The sequence below is a fragment of the Paenibacillus tyrphae genome, assembly GCF_000722545.1.
Lineage (GTDB): Bacteria > Bacillota > Bacilli > Paenibacillales > NBRC-103111 > Paenibacillus_G > Paenibacillus_G tyrfis.
In genome coordinates, this window is sequence record NZ_JNVM01000017.1 from 136,895 (window position 1) to 151,605 (window position 14,711).

General features: G+C 54.6%; 12 protein-coding genes. 5 read left to right on the top strand and 7 right to left on the bottom strand.

Annotated features, from left to right (window positions below; translation table 11 throughout):
* Positions 1-7 precede the first annotated feature (7 nt).
* From ET33_RS21055 to ET33_RS21065, 3 genes are all read right to left on the bottom strand, one after another.
* The gene (locus tag ET33_RS21055; RefSeq protein WP_036686287.1) at positions 8-1,720 is read right to left on the bottom strand and encodes a putative 2-aminoethylphosphonate ABC transporter permease subunit; all 1,713 of its coding nucleotides are present in this window, start codon (positions 1,718-1,720) and stop codon (positions 8-10) included.
* A 23-nt stretch (positions 1,721-1,743) separates the two neighbouring features.
* Complete coding sequence (locus tag ET33_RS21060; RefSeq protein ID WP_036686289.1) at positions 1,744-2,772, bottom strand: putative 2-aminoethylphosphonate ABC transporter ATP-binding protein; 1,029 nt, start codon at positions 2,770-2,772, stop codon at positions 1,744-1,746.
* Positions 2,773-2,992: 220 nt separating this feature from the next.
* Positions 2,993-4,102, bottom strand: coding sequence for a putative 2-aminoethylphosphonate ABC transporter substrate-binding protein (locus ET33_RS21065; protein WP_036686292.1), 1,110 nt, complete (start codon positions 4,100-4,102; stop codon positions 2,993-2,995).
* Positions 4,103-4,338: 236 nt separating this feature from the next.
* On the opposite strand from ET33_RS21065, the gene ET33_RS21070 reads away from it, so the two are divergent.
* The 3 genes from ET33_RS21070 (at position 4,339) to ET33_RS21080 (ending at position 6,966) form a co-directional block, all read left to right on the top strand.
* Positions 4,339-4,674 carry a L,D-transpeptidase gene (locus tag ET33_RS21070; protein ID WP_036686295.1) on the top strand — a complete coding sequence of 112 codons (336 nt, stop codon included), beginning with the start codon at positions 4,339-4,341 and terminating at the stop codon, positions 4,672-4,674.
* 241 nt (positions 4,675-4,915) lie between these two features.
* Complete coding sequence (corA, locus tag ET33_RS21075) at positions 4,916-5,866, top strand: magnesium/cobalt transporter CorA (protein WP_036686297.1); 951 nt, start codon at positions 4,916-4,918, stop codon at positions 5,864-5,866.
* Between the two features lie 362 nt (positions 5,867-6,228).
* On the top strand, positions 6,229-6,966 hold the full coding sequence (locus ET33_RS21080; protein WP_081890423.1) for a methyltransferase domain-containing protein: 738 nt from the start codon (positions 6,229-6,231) through the stop codon (positions 6,964-6,966).
* A 254-nt stretch (positions 6,967-7,220) separates the two neighbouring features.
* Here ET33_RS21080 and ET33_RS21085 read toward each other — a convergent pair whose 3' ends face one another.
* Positions 7,221-7,718 carry a hypothetical protein gene (locus tag ET33_RS21085; RefSeq protein WP_036686299.1) on the bottom strand — a complete coding sequence of 166 codons (498 nt, stop codon included), beginning with the start codon at positions 7,716-7,718 and terminating at the stop codon, positions 7,221-7,223.
* A 153-nt stretch (positions 7,719-7,871) separates the two neighbouring features.
* On the opposite strand from ET33_RS21085, the gene ET33_RS21090 reads away from it, so the two are divergent.
* Positions 7,872-8,564, top strand: coding sequence for a hypothetical protein (locus tag ET33_RS21090; protein WP_051775487.1), 693 nt, complete (start codon positions 7,872-7,874; stop codon positions 8,562-8,564).
* 192 nt (positions 8,565-8,756) lie between these two features.
* Complete coding sequence (locus tag ET33_RS21095; RefSeq protein ID WP_144028751.1) at positions 8,757-9,833, top strand: acyltransferase family protein; 1,077 nt, start codon at positions 8,757-8,759, stop codon at positions 9,831-9,833.
* A 106-nt stretch (positions 9,834-9,939) separates the two neighbouring features.
* Here ET33_RS21095 and ET33_RS21100 read toward each other — a convergent pair whose 3' ends face one another.
* The 3 genes from ET33_RS21100 to ET33_RS21110 are packed head-to-tail and all read right to left on the bottom strand — an operon-like array spanning position 9,940 to position 14,462.
* Positions 9,940-11,088: a DUF2264 domain-containing protein gene (locus ET33_RS21100; protein ID WP_258958936.1), complete on the bottom strand. Its 1,149-nt coding sequence runs from the start codon at positions 11,086-11,088 to the stop codon at positions 9,940-9,942.
* A gap of 42 nt (positions 11,089-11,130) precedes the next feature.
* A complete protein-coding gene (locus ET33_RS21105; protein WP_036686303.1) occupies positions 11,131-12,726 on the bottom strand; it encodes a response regulator in 1,596 nt (531 codons plus the stop codon).
* A 32-nt stretch (positions 12,727-12,758) separates the two neighbouring features.
* The gene (locus tag ET33_RS21110; protein WP_051775488.1) at positions 12,759-14,462 is read right to left on the bottom strand and encodes a cache domain-containing sensor histidine kinase; all 1,704 of its coding nucleotides are present in this window, start codon (positions 14,460-14,462) and stop codon (positions 12,759-12,761) included.
* Positions 14,463-14,711 lie beyond the last annotated feature (249 nt).

The window sequence follows — 14,711 nt, forward strand, 5'->3', positions numbered from 1 at the left end:
TCCCGTATTATTTGTGCGTTTGCCAAGCTTCTGTCCGCCGCTTCACGCCCCGCAAAATGAGCTCGTAAAGCAGCCGGACAGCGATATTCGTTCCCAGAATCAGCACCGACATAGCCGCCGCGGCCGCCGTGTCGCCCGCATCGTCCATATGGACGATGGAGACCGCCGCCAGCTTGAAATCCGGCGAAGTCAGGAAGACGAGCGCCGACACCGTTACCATGGAGTTGACGAAGAAGTACATCCCCATCTCGATAATAGCCGGCAGCGACAGCGGCACCGTCACCTTGAGAAACGTCCGGTAGAACGGCACCCGCATCGACTCCGCCACCAGCTCGAACTCCTTGTCCTGCTTCTTCAGCGTCGTCATTGCCGTGATGAAGGGCACCGAGAAAAAGTGAACGACATTTGCCAACACCAGAATGGCTACGGTGCCGTACATCGGATGCAGCGGGTTGTCCGGCGCGTTGAAGAAGAAAATGTACGCCAGCCCGATGACCATGCCGGGCAGCGACAGAGGCAGGATGGCCAAGAAATAGCCGAGCTGCCGGGCGCTTCGCAGCATCCGCGTTTTTTCGATCAAGTACGCCGTGATGAACGCGAACAGCGTGCCCAGGACTGCCGTCAGCAGCGAAAGAACCAAGCTGTTCCAGAACGGCTCGAACCCGGCCGCCGCCATCGCAGAAAAATCAAAATGCTTGAGCGAAAGTGTCAGGTTATAAGGCCATACGTTCACCAACGAAGCATAAACGATCGTCAGCAGCGGAATGAGAATTCCGATGGACATCAAGGCGCAGAACAGCGTAAACAGCATGTCCCTCAGACGGCCGTTCACAATGCGGTACGGCGTCGATTTGGATGTGATCAGCGCATTTTGCTTGCGCTGCACGAGCCGGTCCACGATGAAGGCGACAACCGCCGGGATCGTCAGCAGAATGCCGACCGCCGCGCCCATGGACATGTTTTGCTGGCCGATCACCTGCTTGTAAATATCCGTCGCGAGCACGTTGAACTTCCCGCCGATGACCTGAGGCGCTCCGAAATCAGTGAAGCACGCAGTGAAGCAGACGAAGATGGCGCTGATCAGCCCGAACTTGACCGACGGCAGCGTCACCGTGAGCAGCCGCTTGAGCCTTCCCGCGCCGAGCGTCTCCGCCGCTTCGTACAGCCGATAATCGGTGACGGCCAGCGACGCCGCCAAGATCAGAAACGCTTGCGGGAACAAGTAGATGACCTCCGCCATGATGATGCCGACCGGGCCGTACAGCTCGATTTTAAACCCGGGCACCAGTCCGAACAGCCCGTTCGTGACAAGACCTTGGTTGCCGAACAAATACGTCAGCGCGATTCCGTGCATCATCGTAGGCGCGAACAACGGCACAAGCGCGATCATTTTGAAGAATCCCTTTCCCCGGATCGCCGTCCGGATGACCCCGTATGCGTAGAAGAACGCCAGCGTGACAGCGATGCCCGTCGAAAGGACCGAGACGTAGATCGTATTCGTTAGCGACTGGGACAGCGCCGGCGTCGAAAAGTAACGCACAAAGGTAGCCAGCCCGACGAAAGCTCCTTCACGGTCCAAGAACGCCTTGGCGAACAAGACGCCCAGAGGAAACAAAACGGCCGTGAGCAGCAGCAGGACGACGATGACGACAAGCGACATCTGCCAGAGCTCCGCGCCCCCCGCTTTCGGGCTGAGCGCCCGGGTTCGTGCAGTCCACATGATGAAATCTCCTTCGCTTGGATTCAATGGGCCAAGGCTTCCGCCTGGAACGACAGCAGCTTCTCTGCGGGCACGTTCAGCAGGACGCGGGCGTCTTTGGCCAGCGGCAGCTCGCGGGAGGCTTGGGCAGGAACGTCCACCGTTACCAGCTCGCCTGCGCCAGAGTGAAGCATTTGGAGATTCAGCCGGTAGAACGGACCGCGGAATTCGACGCTACGGACGACGGCCGGGATGCCTTCACCCTCATTGCCTGCTCTGACCTCGATATGCTCCGGCCGGACGGCGATCGCTCGCCTGCCTTCCGTCCCTGCTCGCCATACGCCGTCTTCCAGAAAGTTGATCGCCCCGACAAAATCGGCGACGAACGGAGAGTTCGGGCGGTCGTACACGTCCTGCGGCGTGCCGGTCTGAACGACCTCCGCGTTGTTCATGACGACGATCCGGTCGGCCATCGTCAGCGCCTCTTCCTGATCGTGCGTCACCATGATGGTCGTGATGCCGAGCTTGGTCTGCAGCTCGCGGATTTCCTGCCGCAGCTTCACGCGCACCTTCGCATCCAAAGCCGACAGCGGCTCGTCCAACAGCAGCATGTCCGGCGACAGTACGATGGCGCGGGCTAAAGCGATGCGCTGCTGCTGACCGCCCGACAGCTGGGACGGATAGCGCTGCATGACATGCTCCAGATCGATCAGCGCGAACGCTTCGCGCACCTTGAAGTCGATATCTTTCTTGGACCATTTCTTGTTCTGCAGCCCGTAAGCGACGTTCTGGTAAGCTGTCAAGTTCGGAAACAAGGCGTACGACTGGAATACCATGCCGAAATTCCGTTTCGCAGGCGGCAGAGCGGTGATATCCTTCCCGTCTACGGCAATCCGTCCTTCGGTCGGGCTTTCGAGACCGGCAATCAGGCGCAGCAGCGTCGTTTTGCCGCAGCCGCTCGGCCCGAGCAGGCAGACGAATTCGTTTTTGTTCATATCGAGATTAACCTGTTTCAGCGCTGTGAACGAACCGAATGATTTGGACAACTGTCGGATCGATAAATACGGTTGCATAAGAGCCTCCTTCAGACCGGCCCGCAAGGGACCGGCTTGCTTGCTTTCCATTCAAGTATAGGCCGGTTTTGTTAACGGAATATCAAACGCAAGTAAAGATTATGTTATTTGTTTTGTTTTGTTGTATTTATGTTGTTTTCATAAGAGAATTTGGAAAAAAAAGCGCAGAACCTGCGGCTCCGCGCTTTCATTTGGTTGCGATTTGTTCGTTTGCGTACTATTATTTCTTGGCTTCGCTCTTGCTGTCGTAGCGTTTGCTCCACTCGTTCAAGACGCTTTCGCGGTTTTTGGCCGCTTCGTTCAGGTCGTTCTTGATCAATTGCTTGATCGGGTCCTTCTCATAGCCTTCCGGAACTTGGCTGCCGTCGCTCTTCACCGCCAAAATCGCAAAGTTTTTGCTGTATTCCTTCATGGCGTCGTCGCTGATGGCCCAATCGAGGAAATCTTTGGCCGCCTGCTTGACGGTCTTCTTCTTCAGCAGCGCATTGGCTTCCACATCCCAGCCGGAGCCTTCCTTCGGAAACACGACCTCGACCGGAGAGCCCGTCTTCTTCTCTTGGATCCCACGGTAGCCGAAGGAGATCCCGATTGGATATTCACCCGTTCCAGCCATCTTCGCCGGTTTGGAGCCGGAATGCACGTACATCGCGATGTTGTCGTGAAGCTTGTCCATGTATGCCCATGCTTTGTCCTTGCCTTCCAATTGCACGAGTCCCGACACGGTCAGGAAGCCGGTTCCGGAGGAGGCAGGATTCGGCATCGTAATCAAACCCTTGTACTCCGGCTTAATCAAATCGGCATAGCTTTGTGGAACCGACAGGCCGCGCTTCTCCATCTCTTTCTTGTTCACGATAAACGCCGTTTCCCAAGCGTCGATGCCGACCCAGCGCGTCGGGCTGTTCTTATCCTTGAAGTCCGGCTGTACCCGGTCGACGCCCTGCGGTGAATACCCTTCGAGCATTCCGTTCTGATCTAGCACAAGCAGGCTCGTTGCGGCAAGCCCCCACACGACGTCGGCTTGCGGGTTATCCTTCTCGGCGATCAGCTTCGCCGTAATGATGCCCGTCGAATCGCGAACGATGTTCAGCTTCACGTCAGGGTACTTCGCTTTATACGTCTCCAGATATTTTTTGATCTGATCGTCTTCCAGCGCAGTATAAACCGTAAGCTCTTTGCTTTTCGTATCGATGCCCGCATCGGCGCCGGCGGTTCCGGTATTGCCCGCTCCCGAAGCTTGCCCCTTTGGTTCAGACTCCGTTTTTCCACAAGCGGCCAGCAGCATGGAAAGCGCCAGCATAAGGATCAACATAAGCGATAAAGACTTTTTCACGTCATAATCTCTCCTTTAATTGGATATGACACCTTGGGCTTGGCCCGTTATCCTAACTATAAGAGAGTTTTGTAAAATACATATTAAATACACGTTAAGTTATTGTGTTGTTATTCTTTTAATTGGTTTTAGTTTGTTTTATATCCATAACCGGCTTTTCTGCCCGTCGCCCCGATAGGCTCTCGTGCATATGGTAGTAGCATACTTGCGAATCTTCTGCGAAGGAGCTGCCCCCCATGCCATACCGCATTATCGTCGCTTTGTCCCAGCGGATGCTTCATCTGCTGGAAGGCAATCGCGTGATCCGTTCGTATCCGATCGCCATCGGCAAAATACTGACACAGTCGCCCGTGGGCGAGTACAGGATTGTAAACAAGGTGCCCCATCCGGGCGGACCGTTCGGCGTCTTCTGGATGGGACTATCTCGCCCGCATTACGGCATCCACGGCACGAATAACCCGGCGTCCATCGGCCATGCCGTCTCTCACGGCTGCATCCGCATGTACAACGAGGATGTACTGTCGCTTGCCCGTCTTGTCCCCATCGGCACGCGGGTAACGATCCGTCCGTAGCTGCCGTACACGGCAGGAGCTAATTGGCCCGGTTCCTGCCCGCGGCTCTGTGCGCGAGTTGATGAAAAACTTTCACGGGCCATGCCTCGCCGAAACGCGCTCCGGGTTTCCTTGTCCTGGAAAAAGGCAGCTACTGCGGCAAATGAAGGCTTAAAAGAAGTACCTTTTTTTTATTGGCCCGATTTTGCGGTATACTGGCTAACAGAATGAACCAATTGAACATAAGGTCAGGTGAGCGGGTTTGCTGCGGATATGCGCCGTTACTCACAATGCGGATTTACTTACCGATATTGGACTGGACAGGCTGGACGATCCCGGCATCGCCTGGTATTGGGTCGACTTCAATCAACCGACGGACCAGGAAGCAAAGCTGCTGGAAAGCCATTTACATTTTCACCCGCTCGCGATTGAGGATTGCTACCATTTGCTGCAACGGCCGAAGGTGGATCATTACGAAACCGTTCATTTTTTCGTGCTGCATGCGCTCCATCCCCAAAAACTGTCGGCGCAGGAGGTGGACCTCTTTCTGGGCGGCCGCTTTATGGTGACGTTTCATTTCGATCATCAGCCGGAGCTCGACGAAGCGTGGCTGCGCATACAGGAGCAGCCTTCCTACCGGCAGAAAGGACATTTGTACGCGGCCTATTTGGTGATGGACAAGCTGGTGGACGGATATTTTCCGGCGGTGTACGAGCTGGAGGACCAACTGCTCGCAATCGAGGCCGGGGGCCGCAAACGGTCGATACAGCAAATGATGGACGATATTTTCGAAATTCGCGGACGACTGCTGAAATTGCGGCGGACAATCGTGCCCATGCGCGATCTGCTGTATCGGGTCGTGAACTCGGAGCGGATCGAGGGGGTTAAGGAGCAGTTGTTTTATTTTACGGATGTGTACGACCACTTGCTCAAGCTCTCGGAGATGATCGAATCGAACCGGGACATCACCGCCGACATGCGCGACAGCTACATCTCCATGAACTCCAATCGGATGAACGCGATCATGAAGACGCTTACGGTCATCACGACCATTTTCATGCCATTGACGTTTATCGCCGGCATTTACGGGATGAACTTCGATTATATGCCCGAGCTGAAGTGGCATGGCGGGTACTTCTTCGTGCTCGGCGTCATGCTCGGCATCGGGGCGGGGATGTTCTGGTGGTTCAGGCGGAAGGGCTGGTTCGACTGAACCGGCCGTGCTATACTTTCTGAAGAGCTTACGGAAAGGCTCTGTTTCGTTATAAAGGGAGCGGGTTTTCATGATCATCCAGTTCATTCGTTATCGTTAATGTAAGGTGCAGAACAGGCAGCCCCCCATTTTTTTGAGCTATGGGAAGGGTTTCTTTGTGCTGTGCCTTTTTCATTCAACGACAACGAATGAACGAGGTGTTTTTTGGTGTTGAAAAAAATCGATGCGGCCGCCCGCTTGATCGGCCGGCACAGCTCTCTGTTTCAATGCCCCGTCTGCGGGCTTGCTATGGAAATGAATGAAAACCGGACGCTGCTTTGCCGAAATCGTCATGGCTTTGAACCGCGAAGCCGGGCTATATTTTGTTAGTAACAAAGGCCGTCAAAAGCGATTATGGAAAAACGATGTTCGAAGCCCGCAACCTCGTGTGTCGGAGCGGCTTCTTTCAGCCTCTGATCGGGCGGATCGGTCAGACGCTTCTTAACAATATAAGCGGCCCCCGCTTGGGGCCGGTCACCGTATTGGATGCCGGATGCGGCGAGGGCTCTCAGTTAGCGCAGCTTGCAGACGTGTGGAAGCGCGGAACGCCTGCCGGCTTCCTCGGTGCCGGGCTCGATCTTTCCAAGGAAGGCGTCGCGATTGCCGCGAGAGAGTATGCGGGCTTCATCTGGTGCGTGGGCGATTTGGCGCGGAGTCCTTTTCAGGATCAGTCGTTCGATGTCGTCCTGAACGTATTATCCGCTTCGAATTATGGGGAATTCAGCCGCTTGCTGCGCAAGGATGGCATGTTGATCAAGGTCATTCCGGGCAGTGGGCATTTGTGCCAGCTGCGGCACGCCTTGTACGACGACCGCTCGCCCAGACAAGCTTATTCCAACGAAAAGACAAGGGCGCTTTTCATGCGGCATTTCGACATGCTGGACGAACGGCAGATCCGATACGACGTCGCGTTGCAAGAGGAATTGCTGGAACCTCTGGTTCGGATGACGCCGCTGTCGTGGGGCGTTCGGGATGAGCAGATTCAGCAGGCGCTGCAGTTGGCGATCCGGGAGGTTACCGCGGATTTTACCATGCTGGTCGGGCGCGCAAAAATCCGGTAACCCTGCTCAGGGATGGATATAATGAACACCTCCGCAGCGCGGAGGTGTTTTTTGGGTTAGGGTGATTATCTAGCAGAAACCTATACGGGCAGCAAAGCATCTTTCCGCTATTACATTCTGCTTATTTACATGTGGTGCGTGATAAATCGCTTGTTCGGAGCAGACGGGAAAGCATAGCTTTTATCCCACAGTATAGCCTGTATCGAGTAAATCCAAGCTGAGTCCTGATTTTTAGCATAATTATACTCAGTTTGTTAGTCGATGTACGCAAGACTCCATATATTGTCTTCCAGTTTAAAGATAAATGCACTTGTTTCTTTTTTTATTTGTTGGTTTTGCTGAATCTCTGTTGAAACGATCACCTGAAGTTCATTCGGGTTTGTATCATTTTTTTTAAATTCTGCCTTCTCCAGACTTAGGACGTATTTGTCCATGTTCCCTACGAGTGTTTTGTAGCTGGATTTGGCATTTGTTTTTACCTGCGGTTCTGAGGAATTAAACGATGAAACATATCTTTGTTCATCTCTCTCGTTGAGAGCCTTCACATTTTGATTAATGATAGAAATCATCTCTCGGTAATCTTTATTGTCAGTATAAAGTTCCGGGTTAAGATAGTTTATCTTCGTAAGATCAACTGTAGTTTTGAACTCTTCATTGGAAGATCGTGGTGAATTCTGGGTCCCGTCTGTTTTACATCCTGTAAGTATGAGGGCTAAGAATAAAGTAATAAGAACTATGTTAAAACTTTTCATACTCTATCACCACATAAGGTTGTATTTTTCATCAAATATTTTACTTTATATATTGTACGGCGATTCATTCTACATACAGAAAGGGATGATCTGTATGTACGAACATCCCATTCGCTTACACCTAATAATTAACTTATCATGGGAGGCCAAAATATGTCAACATATTCCAAATACACAGCAAATGTTAGTGGTAAACTTATTGACCTTCATGTCATTAGTGCGCCAGCTCAAAATATTACTTTGCAAACCATCAACTCCAAGGTACCGGACCAAAATAGTAACGGAATTAACGGAAGTTTCTATATGTTTGAAAATGGCGATCTTCTTTCTATCTCCGTAGTTAATGATTATGTCCTGAAACCGTCGATGTCTTATGGTGGTCGTTATAACATCGGGAATGCTTCTGTCTCTATTCCGAAAGGAACCATTGTATATGATGGCGCTGAATCCGTAGTCAGTCATCAAATCGTCGATGACTATAAGAAACTCGCAGTGATTAAACGCTATAACTATTGGGCACAGGGCGGAGTCAGCATGAGTTTGCGAGACGATGCTAATTGGAAACAAACGATGGCAGCTCAAGACCTCCCAGCTCAAGACTATGCTACAACAAGGTCCGGCCTAGCCTTTACAAATGGCTCGATGCCATATATTTATGGCATTGTAACAACCACAGCTTGCTTACCGGGGGAATTCCGTACTGCAATCAAAACAACCTTCTCTTTTGATGACGCGATCTTCCTCGATAGTGGTCCATCTTCCCAAATGCGTGCTGTAGATAGTAACCGCCAAACGGTCAAAATTACTGGCGGTAATACCCCACAAGAGATGATTGTATTTTATTAAGCAAAGGCAGAGCCTGCTCCTTATAAGAGGAGCAGGCTCTGCCTTTGCTATATTTTTAAAATAACCTAAAAGTAATCCCCTTTTGTCTGAACCATTTTCAGCTTGCATTCAGGTTCATGTCATAATTTCTTCATCTTTGTCTGCCATAATGCTTTAAAAAGCAGGCATTCTGTGCAAGAAAGGCTGAACGGAATGGAGCGGAAACACAATTTCTTTTATATTCAAGCGGCCCGTGGCGTTGCCGTTCTGCTGGTTATGCTGTTTCACGCTTCGCAAACGGGCCAGCATTATTTCGGATACAATTATCTCGGGATTAGCGAAATGGGACGCTCGGGAGCCTATACGTTTTTTTTCGCTTTAACCGGTTATTTAATGTTCACGCTGTATCGCGAACAATTCGGAAGGACGGAGCTGTTCGGAACGTTTCTGCTGAAACGGTTCTACCGCATTTATCCGTTATATTGGCTCATGACGGCAGCCGTCGTCCCGATCTATTTTTTGGTGCCGTCGTTCGGTTTCGGCTATGAGCGCAATCCCGCGGTCATTTTCAAATCGATGCTGCTCTGGCCACAGGCTCAAGCGCCCATTCTGGGCGTCGCCTGGTCGCTGACGTACGTTGTATGGTTTTATCTGATGTTCTCCTTGGTGTTTCTCTTGAAGGAAAAAACCGTCGCCGTGATCTATTCAGGGTGGCTGACGATCATTGCCCTGAACGAGATCGGGTGGATTCAGGTGAAGTCAGGGCTGCTGGAGCAATTTTTGTTTAACGAGGCTCACTTGGAGTTTTTCGCCGGAATGCTCGTCGCTTATCTCGTCCGCAAGCGTTCACTCGGCCACAGCCTATGGTGGATTGCGGGGGGCGGCGCCGTCTACGCGATTCTCTGGGTGCTGCGGTTCGAGCAGGCCGGTCTGCGGTATACGGATCTGCTGCATACGTTCGGATCGGCGCTGGTGTTGGTTGGGATAACGACGTGGAAAGGGCCGGTGTACCGCTGGCTGAAGCCGCTCGCGCTGTGCGGGAACGCCTCATATTCGATTCTACTCGCCAGTCTGCCGATGATGTCGGTCACCTTCAAGCTGGCGCGGGCCGTGCATGCGGTGGAGCGGATCGGTCCGGCGCTCACGGTCACGCTTTGCTTTCTGTCGGGACTGCTCCTGTGTCTCGCCGTGTACCGCTGGGTCGAAAGACCGCTGAACGCGTTGACCAAGAAAGCCGTGCAAGCACGAAGCCGCCGCAAAGCCCAGGAGGCCTATTCGCGCGCCACATAGACTCGAAAAGCCGTATTCCATAAGAGGAGGGAAAACCCTGCTTACGGAATACGGCTTTTTAAGTTGTTGCAAACACATATGAAGCGGCGTCCGGCGACAGCCAAGTTTATTCCACCGCATGGTCTGCCGGGGTATATCCTCCTGACCATGCCTTGCGCGACGTCCAGTCTGCCGCCTTGTCCTGCCAAAACGGGCGGTCCACCGAAAGCCCGAGCGGCAGGAAAACGGTGGCGCATAAGTACAAGCTGCCGGTGGAAATGTACGGCTCCCCGATTTCCGGCTGATGCCCGCAGAAGCCGATCGTCAGCCAGCCGCCCGCATCGAATGTGCCCGGCGCCTCGATCATGCGGCGCATCACCGCGGTCAGCGCGCAGCGCACCTGGGCCGGCGCGACATCGTCGGGCAGCTGCTCGCGCAGCGCCATCTGGGCCAGTAGCTGGAACGTGCCGAAACGGTAAGCGAGCGAACGTCCGACGACGGGAAACGTTCCTTCCGGCGAGATGGATCGTTCCTGCACGGCGGCGTAACGCACCGCTCTCCGCTGGATGCGCTCCCGCAGTCCCGCCCATTCGGCATAGCGGTCGCCGACCGTCTCCAGAAGATCGAGCAGCATCGGCTGAATGACGAAGCTGTTGTAGTAGTCCGCATGGTAATGAGGTCCGTCGCCGTACATGCCGTCGCCGAGATACCACTGCTCATGCTGCTTCAGCGCGTAATCGATCCGCATCGGGTCCCACGTGTCGTCGCCGATCACGCAGAGCGCCGCTTCGATCATGGCCGCGAACAGCAGCCAGTTGTTGAACCATGGCTTCCGGGAACGGGTCGCCCTCAGCGCTTCCTTCACGTTCGCCTTGATGCGGTCGTCCAACCCGCTCCACAACGCCGTCGGCGCTCGCAGAATCGCATGGGCCAGAAAGGCCGCATCCACGATCGGCTGGTAGCCGTCCGAGAAGTTCATCCGATCCGGCGACTGCGGATCGGTCGCCGCATCCATCGCCAGCTGCGCCAGCCGGACGTACTCCCCGCGCAGCTCTCCTTCCGCTCCCGTCCTCGGGCCGTGCTCCAGCCATGGCGCGATGCCCACGAGCAGCCGGCCGTACGCCTCCAGATACGTGTACAGCTCCCGGTCGTCCAGCTTCGCCTCCACCGGCATCCGCTCTTTCAGCTTGCCCTGCGACAGCGCTTCAAGCACCGGCTTCGCGATGCGCTGCATCGTTTGCAGCCAGTAGTCCCGATCATCGGCATGAGTCGTCACGTTCGATCTTCCTCTCGTTTGATGTTGTTCCGTGAGCGCCCGTTACATCAAGCCGGACCTCGACTTGTACTCGCCGGGCGTGACGCCGATGTATTTTTTGAACACCTTGGAGAAATATGTCCGGTCCGAATAGCCGCAGCGCAGCGCGACGACCTCGATGGAATCCTTCGTCTTCTCCAGCAGGTCAGCGGCGATTTTCATCTTGTACCGGTGAACGTAGTCCGTGAAATTTTCGCCGGAAAGCTTCTTAAAGTACCGGGAAAAATAGCTCGGATTCAAATACAAATGCGTCGCAATATCGATCGAGGTGATCGTCTCCGCCAAATGCTGCGCGATGTACTGGTCGATCGTCTGCAGCTTCGGCTCCTTGCTCGCCTGCGGTTCCCCGAGCCGTCGGCCATTCATGATCTGCCGCAGCTTCAGCCCCATCAATCCGAGCGCATCGCCGAGCGTCAGCGTCTGCTGAAGGCAGGCGTACAGTGTCTCGCCACTGAACGCCCGGTACTGGAGCTCGACGAGCCGCAGCCTGTCCGCGCACTGATGCACGAACGACGCCGGTTCCGGCCGCATCTCCAGCGCCGACCGCCGAATGCCAGCCAGCGCTTTCTCCAGCAGCGCCTCATCGTGATCCCGGACCGCCTGTGACAATTCGGCACACTCCTGCTCGAATCCCCCGGCTCCCGGATGATACGCTTGCGGCAAACCGGCCGCGGGCAGCACGGTCACCGGATGCTCCGTGTAGAAAGCGGCGTAGCGCTGTGCCGCCATGCGGCGATGGACTGCGCCAATCTCCGTAACCGCAAGTTTATCGGTACTGGAGCTGGCGAAGAACGTCGTGCCTACGCCGAGAAATTCTTTGCATTTGGCTTGAAGCTTCGCCAAAAATGCCAGCAGATGCTCCTGCGCGTTCCATTTCAAGGAAGGCCGGTAATTGAGCAGTACGGCCAACCCTTCGCCGTCGTTGAATGTCGTGATGCCTTCGAATTCGCTCGCCAGCTCGGCTGCAATGTTCGCGACGCCGTAACGGATCAGCGGCAGGTCCTTGTGCGCATAGCGCGAGAGCACGTCGTAATACGACACGTAGCCGAGCGCCAGCAGAAACGACGGCTGGTCCCAGACGAGGCCGAGCCGTCCGGCGGAATCGGTCAGATAAGCGGCTTCTCCGCCGCGCAGCAGCTGCTTGAAAAAGGAATCCCGCAGCACATTGGCATGCCGGCTCCAGTCCTCACGGTACGTCAGCTGCTCCGTCTGCGCTTTCGCCGCGCGAATGAGCCTTACGGATTTCTCCAAGCTCTGCGCCAGCTGATCGGCCGTCAGTTCGTCCTTGATCAGGTAATCGTCGACGCTCAGCTTGAGCGCCTTCTGCGCATAGTGGAAGTCTTCATGGCACGTCAGAAAAATGACTCGCACCTCCGGCCGCCGCCGCAGCATCTCCGAAGCCAGCTCCAGCCCGTCCATTTGAGGCAGGCCGATATCCGACACGACGAGGTCCGGCCGGAGCTCATCGAACAGCCGCAGCGCTTTGACGCTGGAGTACGTGTCCGCGACGATTTGCAGGCCGAGCGCGTTCCAATCGATCAGCTGCTTCAAATATTTCAGCATCGGCACATCGTCGTCGATGATCAGGACTTTGTACATGACTATCCTCTCCCGTTGTCCATTGTCGCTCGTCAGGCTCGCATATTCAAAATAACGGTTAAGCCCCCGGACGGGTTCTCCCGAAGCTTCATCGTTGCATCCGGTCCGTACGTCAGCCGAAGCCGCTGCAGCACGTTGATCAGTCCGACCCGCCGGTACGTCTGCGGCTTGTCCGTCTCGGGCCCCTCCAGCATCCGGTTCAGCGCCTCCCGCTCCTCGTCCGGCATCCCCTCGCCGTTATCCGTCACCCGGATCTCGAGACGCGAGTCCAGCCGTTCAGCCTCGATGTCGATTTTTGCATCGTCCAGCTTCTCGGCGAACCCGTGCAGCAGCGCATTCTCGACGATCGGCTGCAGCAGCAGCTTCGGCACCTCGAATTCAGCCGCCTCGGGAGCCAAAGTCACCTTCAGCTCGACATGAAGCTCGCTGCGCAGCCGCATAATGTCCATATAATGTTCGAGCAGCTTGCATTCCGCGGCCAAGGAGGTCGGCTCGTTCACCTTCATGTACGCCCGCAGCAGGCTCATCAGCGAATCGATCTGGCGGCTGTGCCGACGGTCACCGCCCAGAATCAGGCTGCATTTAATCGAATTGAGCGTATTAATCAAAAAATGCGGCCGGATTTGCGCAAACAGCGCCTGCAGCTCGATCACGCGCTTCTGCTCCTGCTCCTGCTCGATGTTCGTAATGAGCTGCTCGATCTCGTCGAGCATTCGGTTCCACGTCTGTCCGAGCTGCGCAATCTCATCCTTGCCCTTGCCCTGAAACCGGATCAGCCGGTTCCCTTGGCCGAACTGCTTGGCCATGAAGTCCAGCTTCTGAATCGGCCGGTGCAGCCGTTTGGCCAGCAGCAGCGACACGATAAAGAACAGTGCAAAAAACGGAACGACGAACAGCATGGCCATGTAAAAGATTTTATAAATTTGCCCGGCCACTTCTTGGTCGGACGTCTCATAGATCATTTTCCAGCCGGTCTTGGACAGCACCGCTTCGCTCCGCAGCGTTTGGTCCGACACGCCTCCGCCGCCGAACCGGACGGAAGCATCTCCCGCGATAAGCCGCCCTTCCTCATCATAGAGCGCAAAGGTGCCGGAGGCCGCCTGACGGAACAGCTTCTCGAAGTACGGGTTCGTAATCCCGATGTATAGCGTGGCCAAATAAGCATTATCCGCCGGATCACGGATGACTCTGGCCGCGTAATAAACAGGCTCGCTCTTGCCTCCCTCGGTTTGGACGCGGCTCAACCATTGCAGCCGCTTCGGCGTATCGAGGTCGACCTGAGACCGAAGCTGCTCCCAGTGCTGCCGGAATGGAGCCAGTTGATCGGGCTCGCTGGAAGGGATGATGAAGCCCTTGCCGTTGACCAGAAACATCCGGATGTCCGTATTGAGCGTCTTCGCCAGCACCAGACCGAAAAAATCCTGAATGTGCTGCTGTCTCTGGTAATCGGCGAAGCTGCCGATTTGCTGGGTATCGGTGAAGCTGCGAAGCTGAGCCCTCGCGCTCGGGTCTTGTATGAAAAAATTCGACGCATACGTCAGATCGTCGATCGTCTTCGTAATATCCTTCGCCATCACGTCGACGACCGACTGGTTGGTCAGGCGAATTTTGTCCATTACCGCATCCCGCGTCATAGACAGCAAAAATACCGACACGATGATGATCGGCAGCAAAATGAGAAATAGAAACGAGAGCTGAATACGCCGGTAGTAGGAAAATTGAAACATGCTGTTCATGGTGTCAAAAGCTCCTCTCTCTTTCCTGTCCCCATTGTATCACCGCTCTTGCGTCGACCCAAGTATTTGCTTCACCCGAGCTAAAATAAAGGAACTGATCTGTCGCTATCCTGCGCAATCCCAATCGGCTGAACCAGATAGAGGAACGCACGTTCGTTATTCATGTCGAATTTGATTCAGTACTCCTCATTTTCCGTATATAACGCATCTAGGATGCTTTATTTCTTCTTTTCTGCCTGATCCATGGCG

Coding starts and splice junctions, on each gene's coding strand:
- ET33_RS21055 (WP_036686287.1), bottom strand. CDS start 1,720: ATGTGGACTGCACGAACCCGGGCGCTCAGCCCGAAAGCGGGGGGCGCG.
- ET33_RS21060 (WP_036686289.1), bottom strand. CDS start 2,772: ATGCAACCGTATTTATCGATCCGACAGTTGTCCAAATCATTCGGTTCG.
- ET33_RS21070 (WP_036686295.1), top strand. CDS start 4,339: ATGCCATACCGCATTATCGTCGCTTTGTCCCAGCGGATGCTTCATCTG.
- ET33_RS21085 (WP_036686299.1), bottom strand. CDS start 7,718: ATGAAAAGTTTTAACATAGTTCTTATTACTTTATTCTTAGCCCTCATA.
- ET33_RS21090 (WP_051775487.1), top strand. CDS start 7,872: ATGTCAACATATTCCAAATACACAGCAAATGTTAGTGGTAAACTTATT.
- ET33_RS21095 (WP_144028751.1), top strand. CDS start 8,757: ATGGAGCGGAAACACAATTTCTTTTATATTCAAGCGGCCCGTGGCGTT.
- ET33_RS21105 (WP_036686303.1), bottom strand. CDS start 12,726: ATGTACAAAGTCCTGATCATCGACGACGATGTGCCGATGCTGAAATAT.
- ET33_RS21110 (WP_051775488.1), bottom strand. CDS start 14,462: ATGAACAGCATGTTTCAATTTTCCTACTACCGGCGTATTCAGCTCTCG.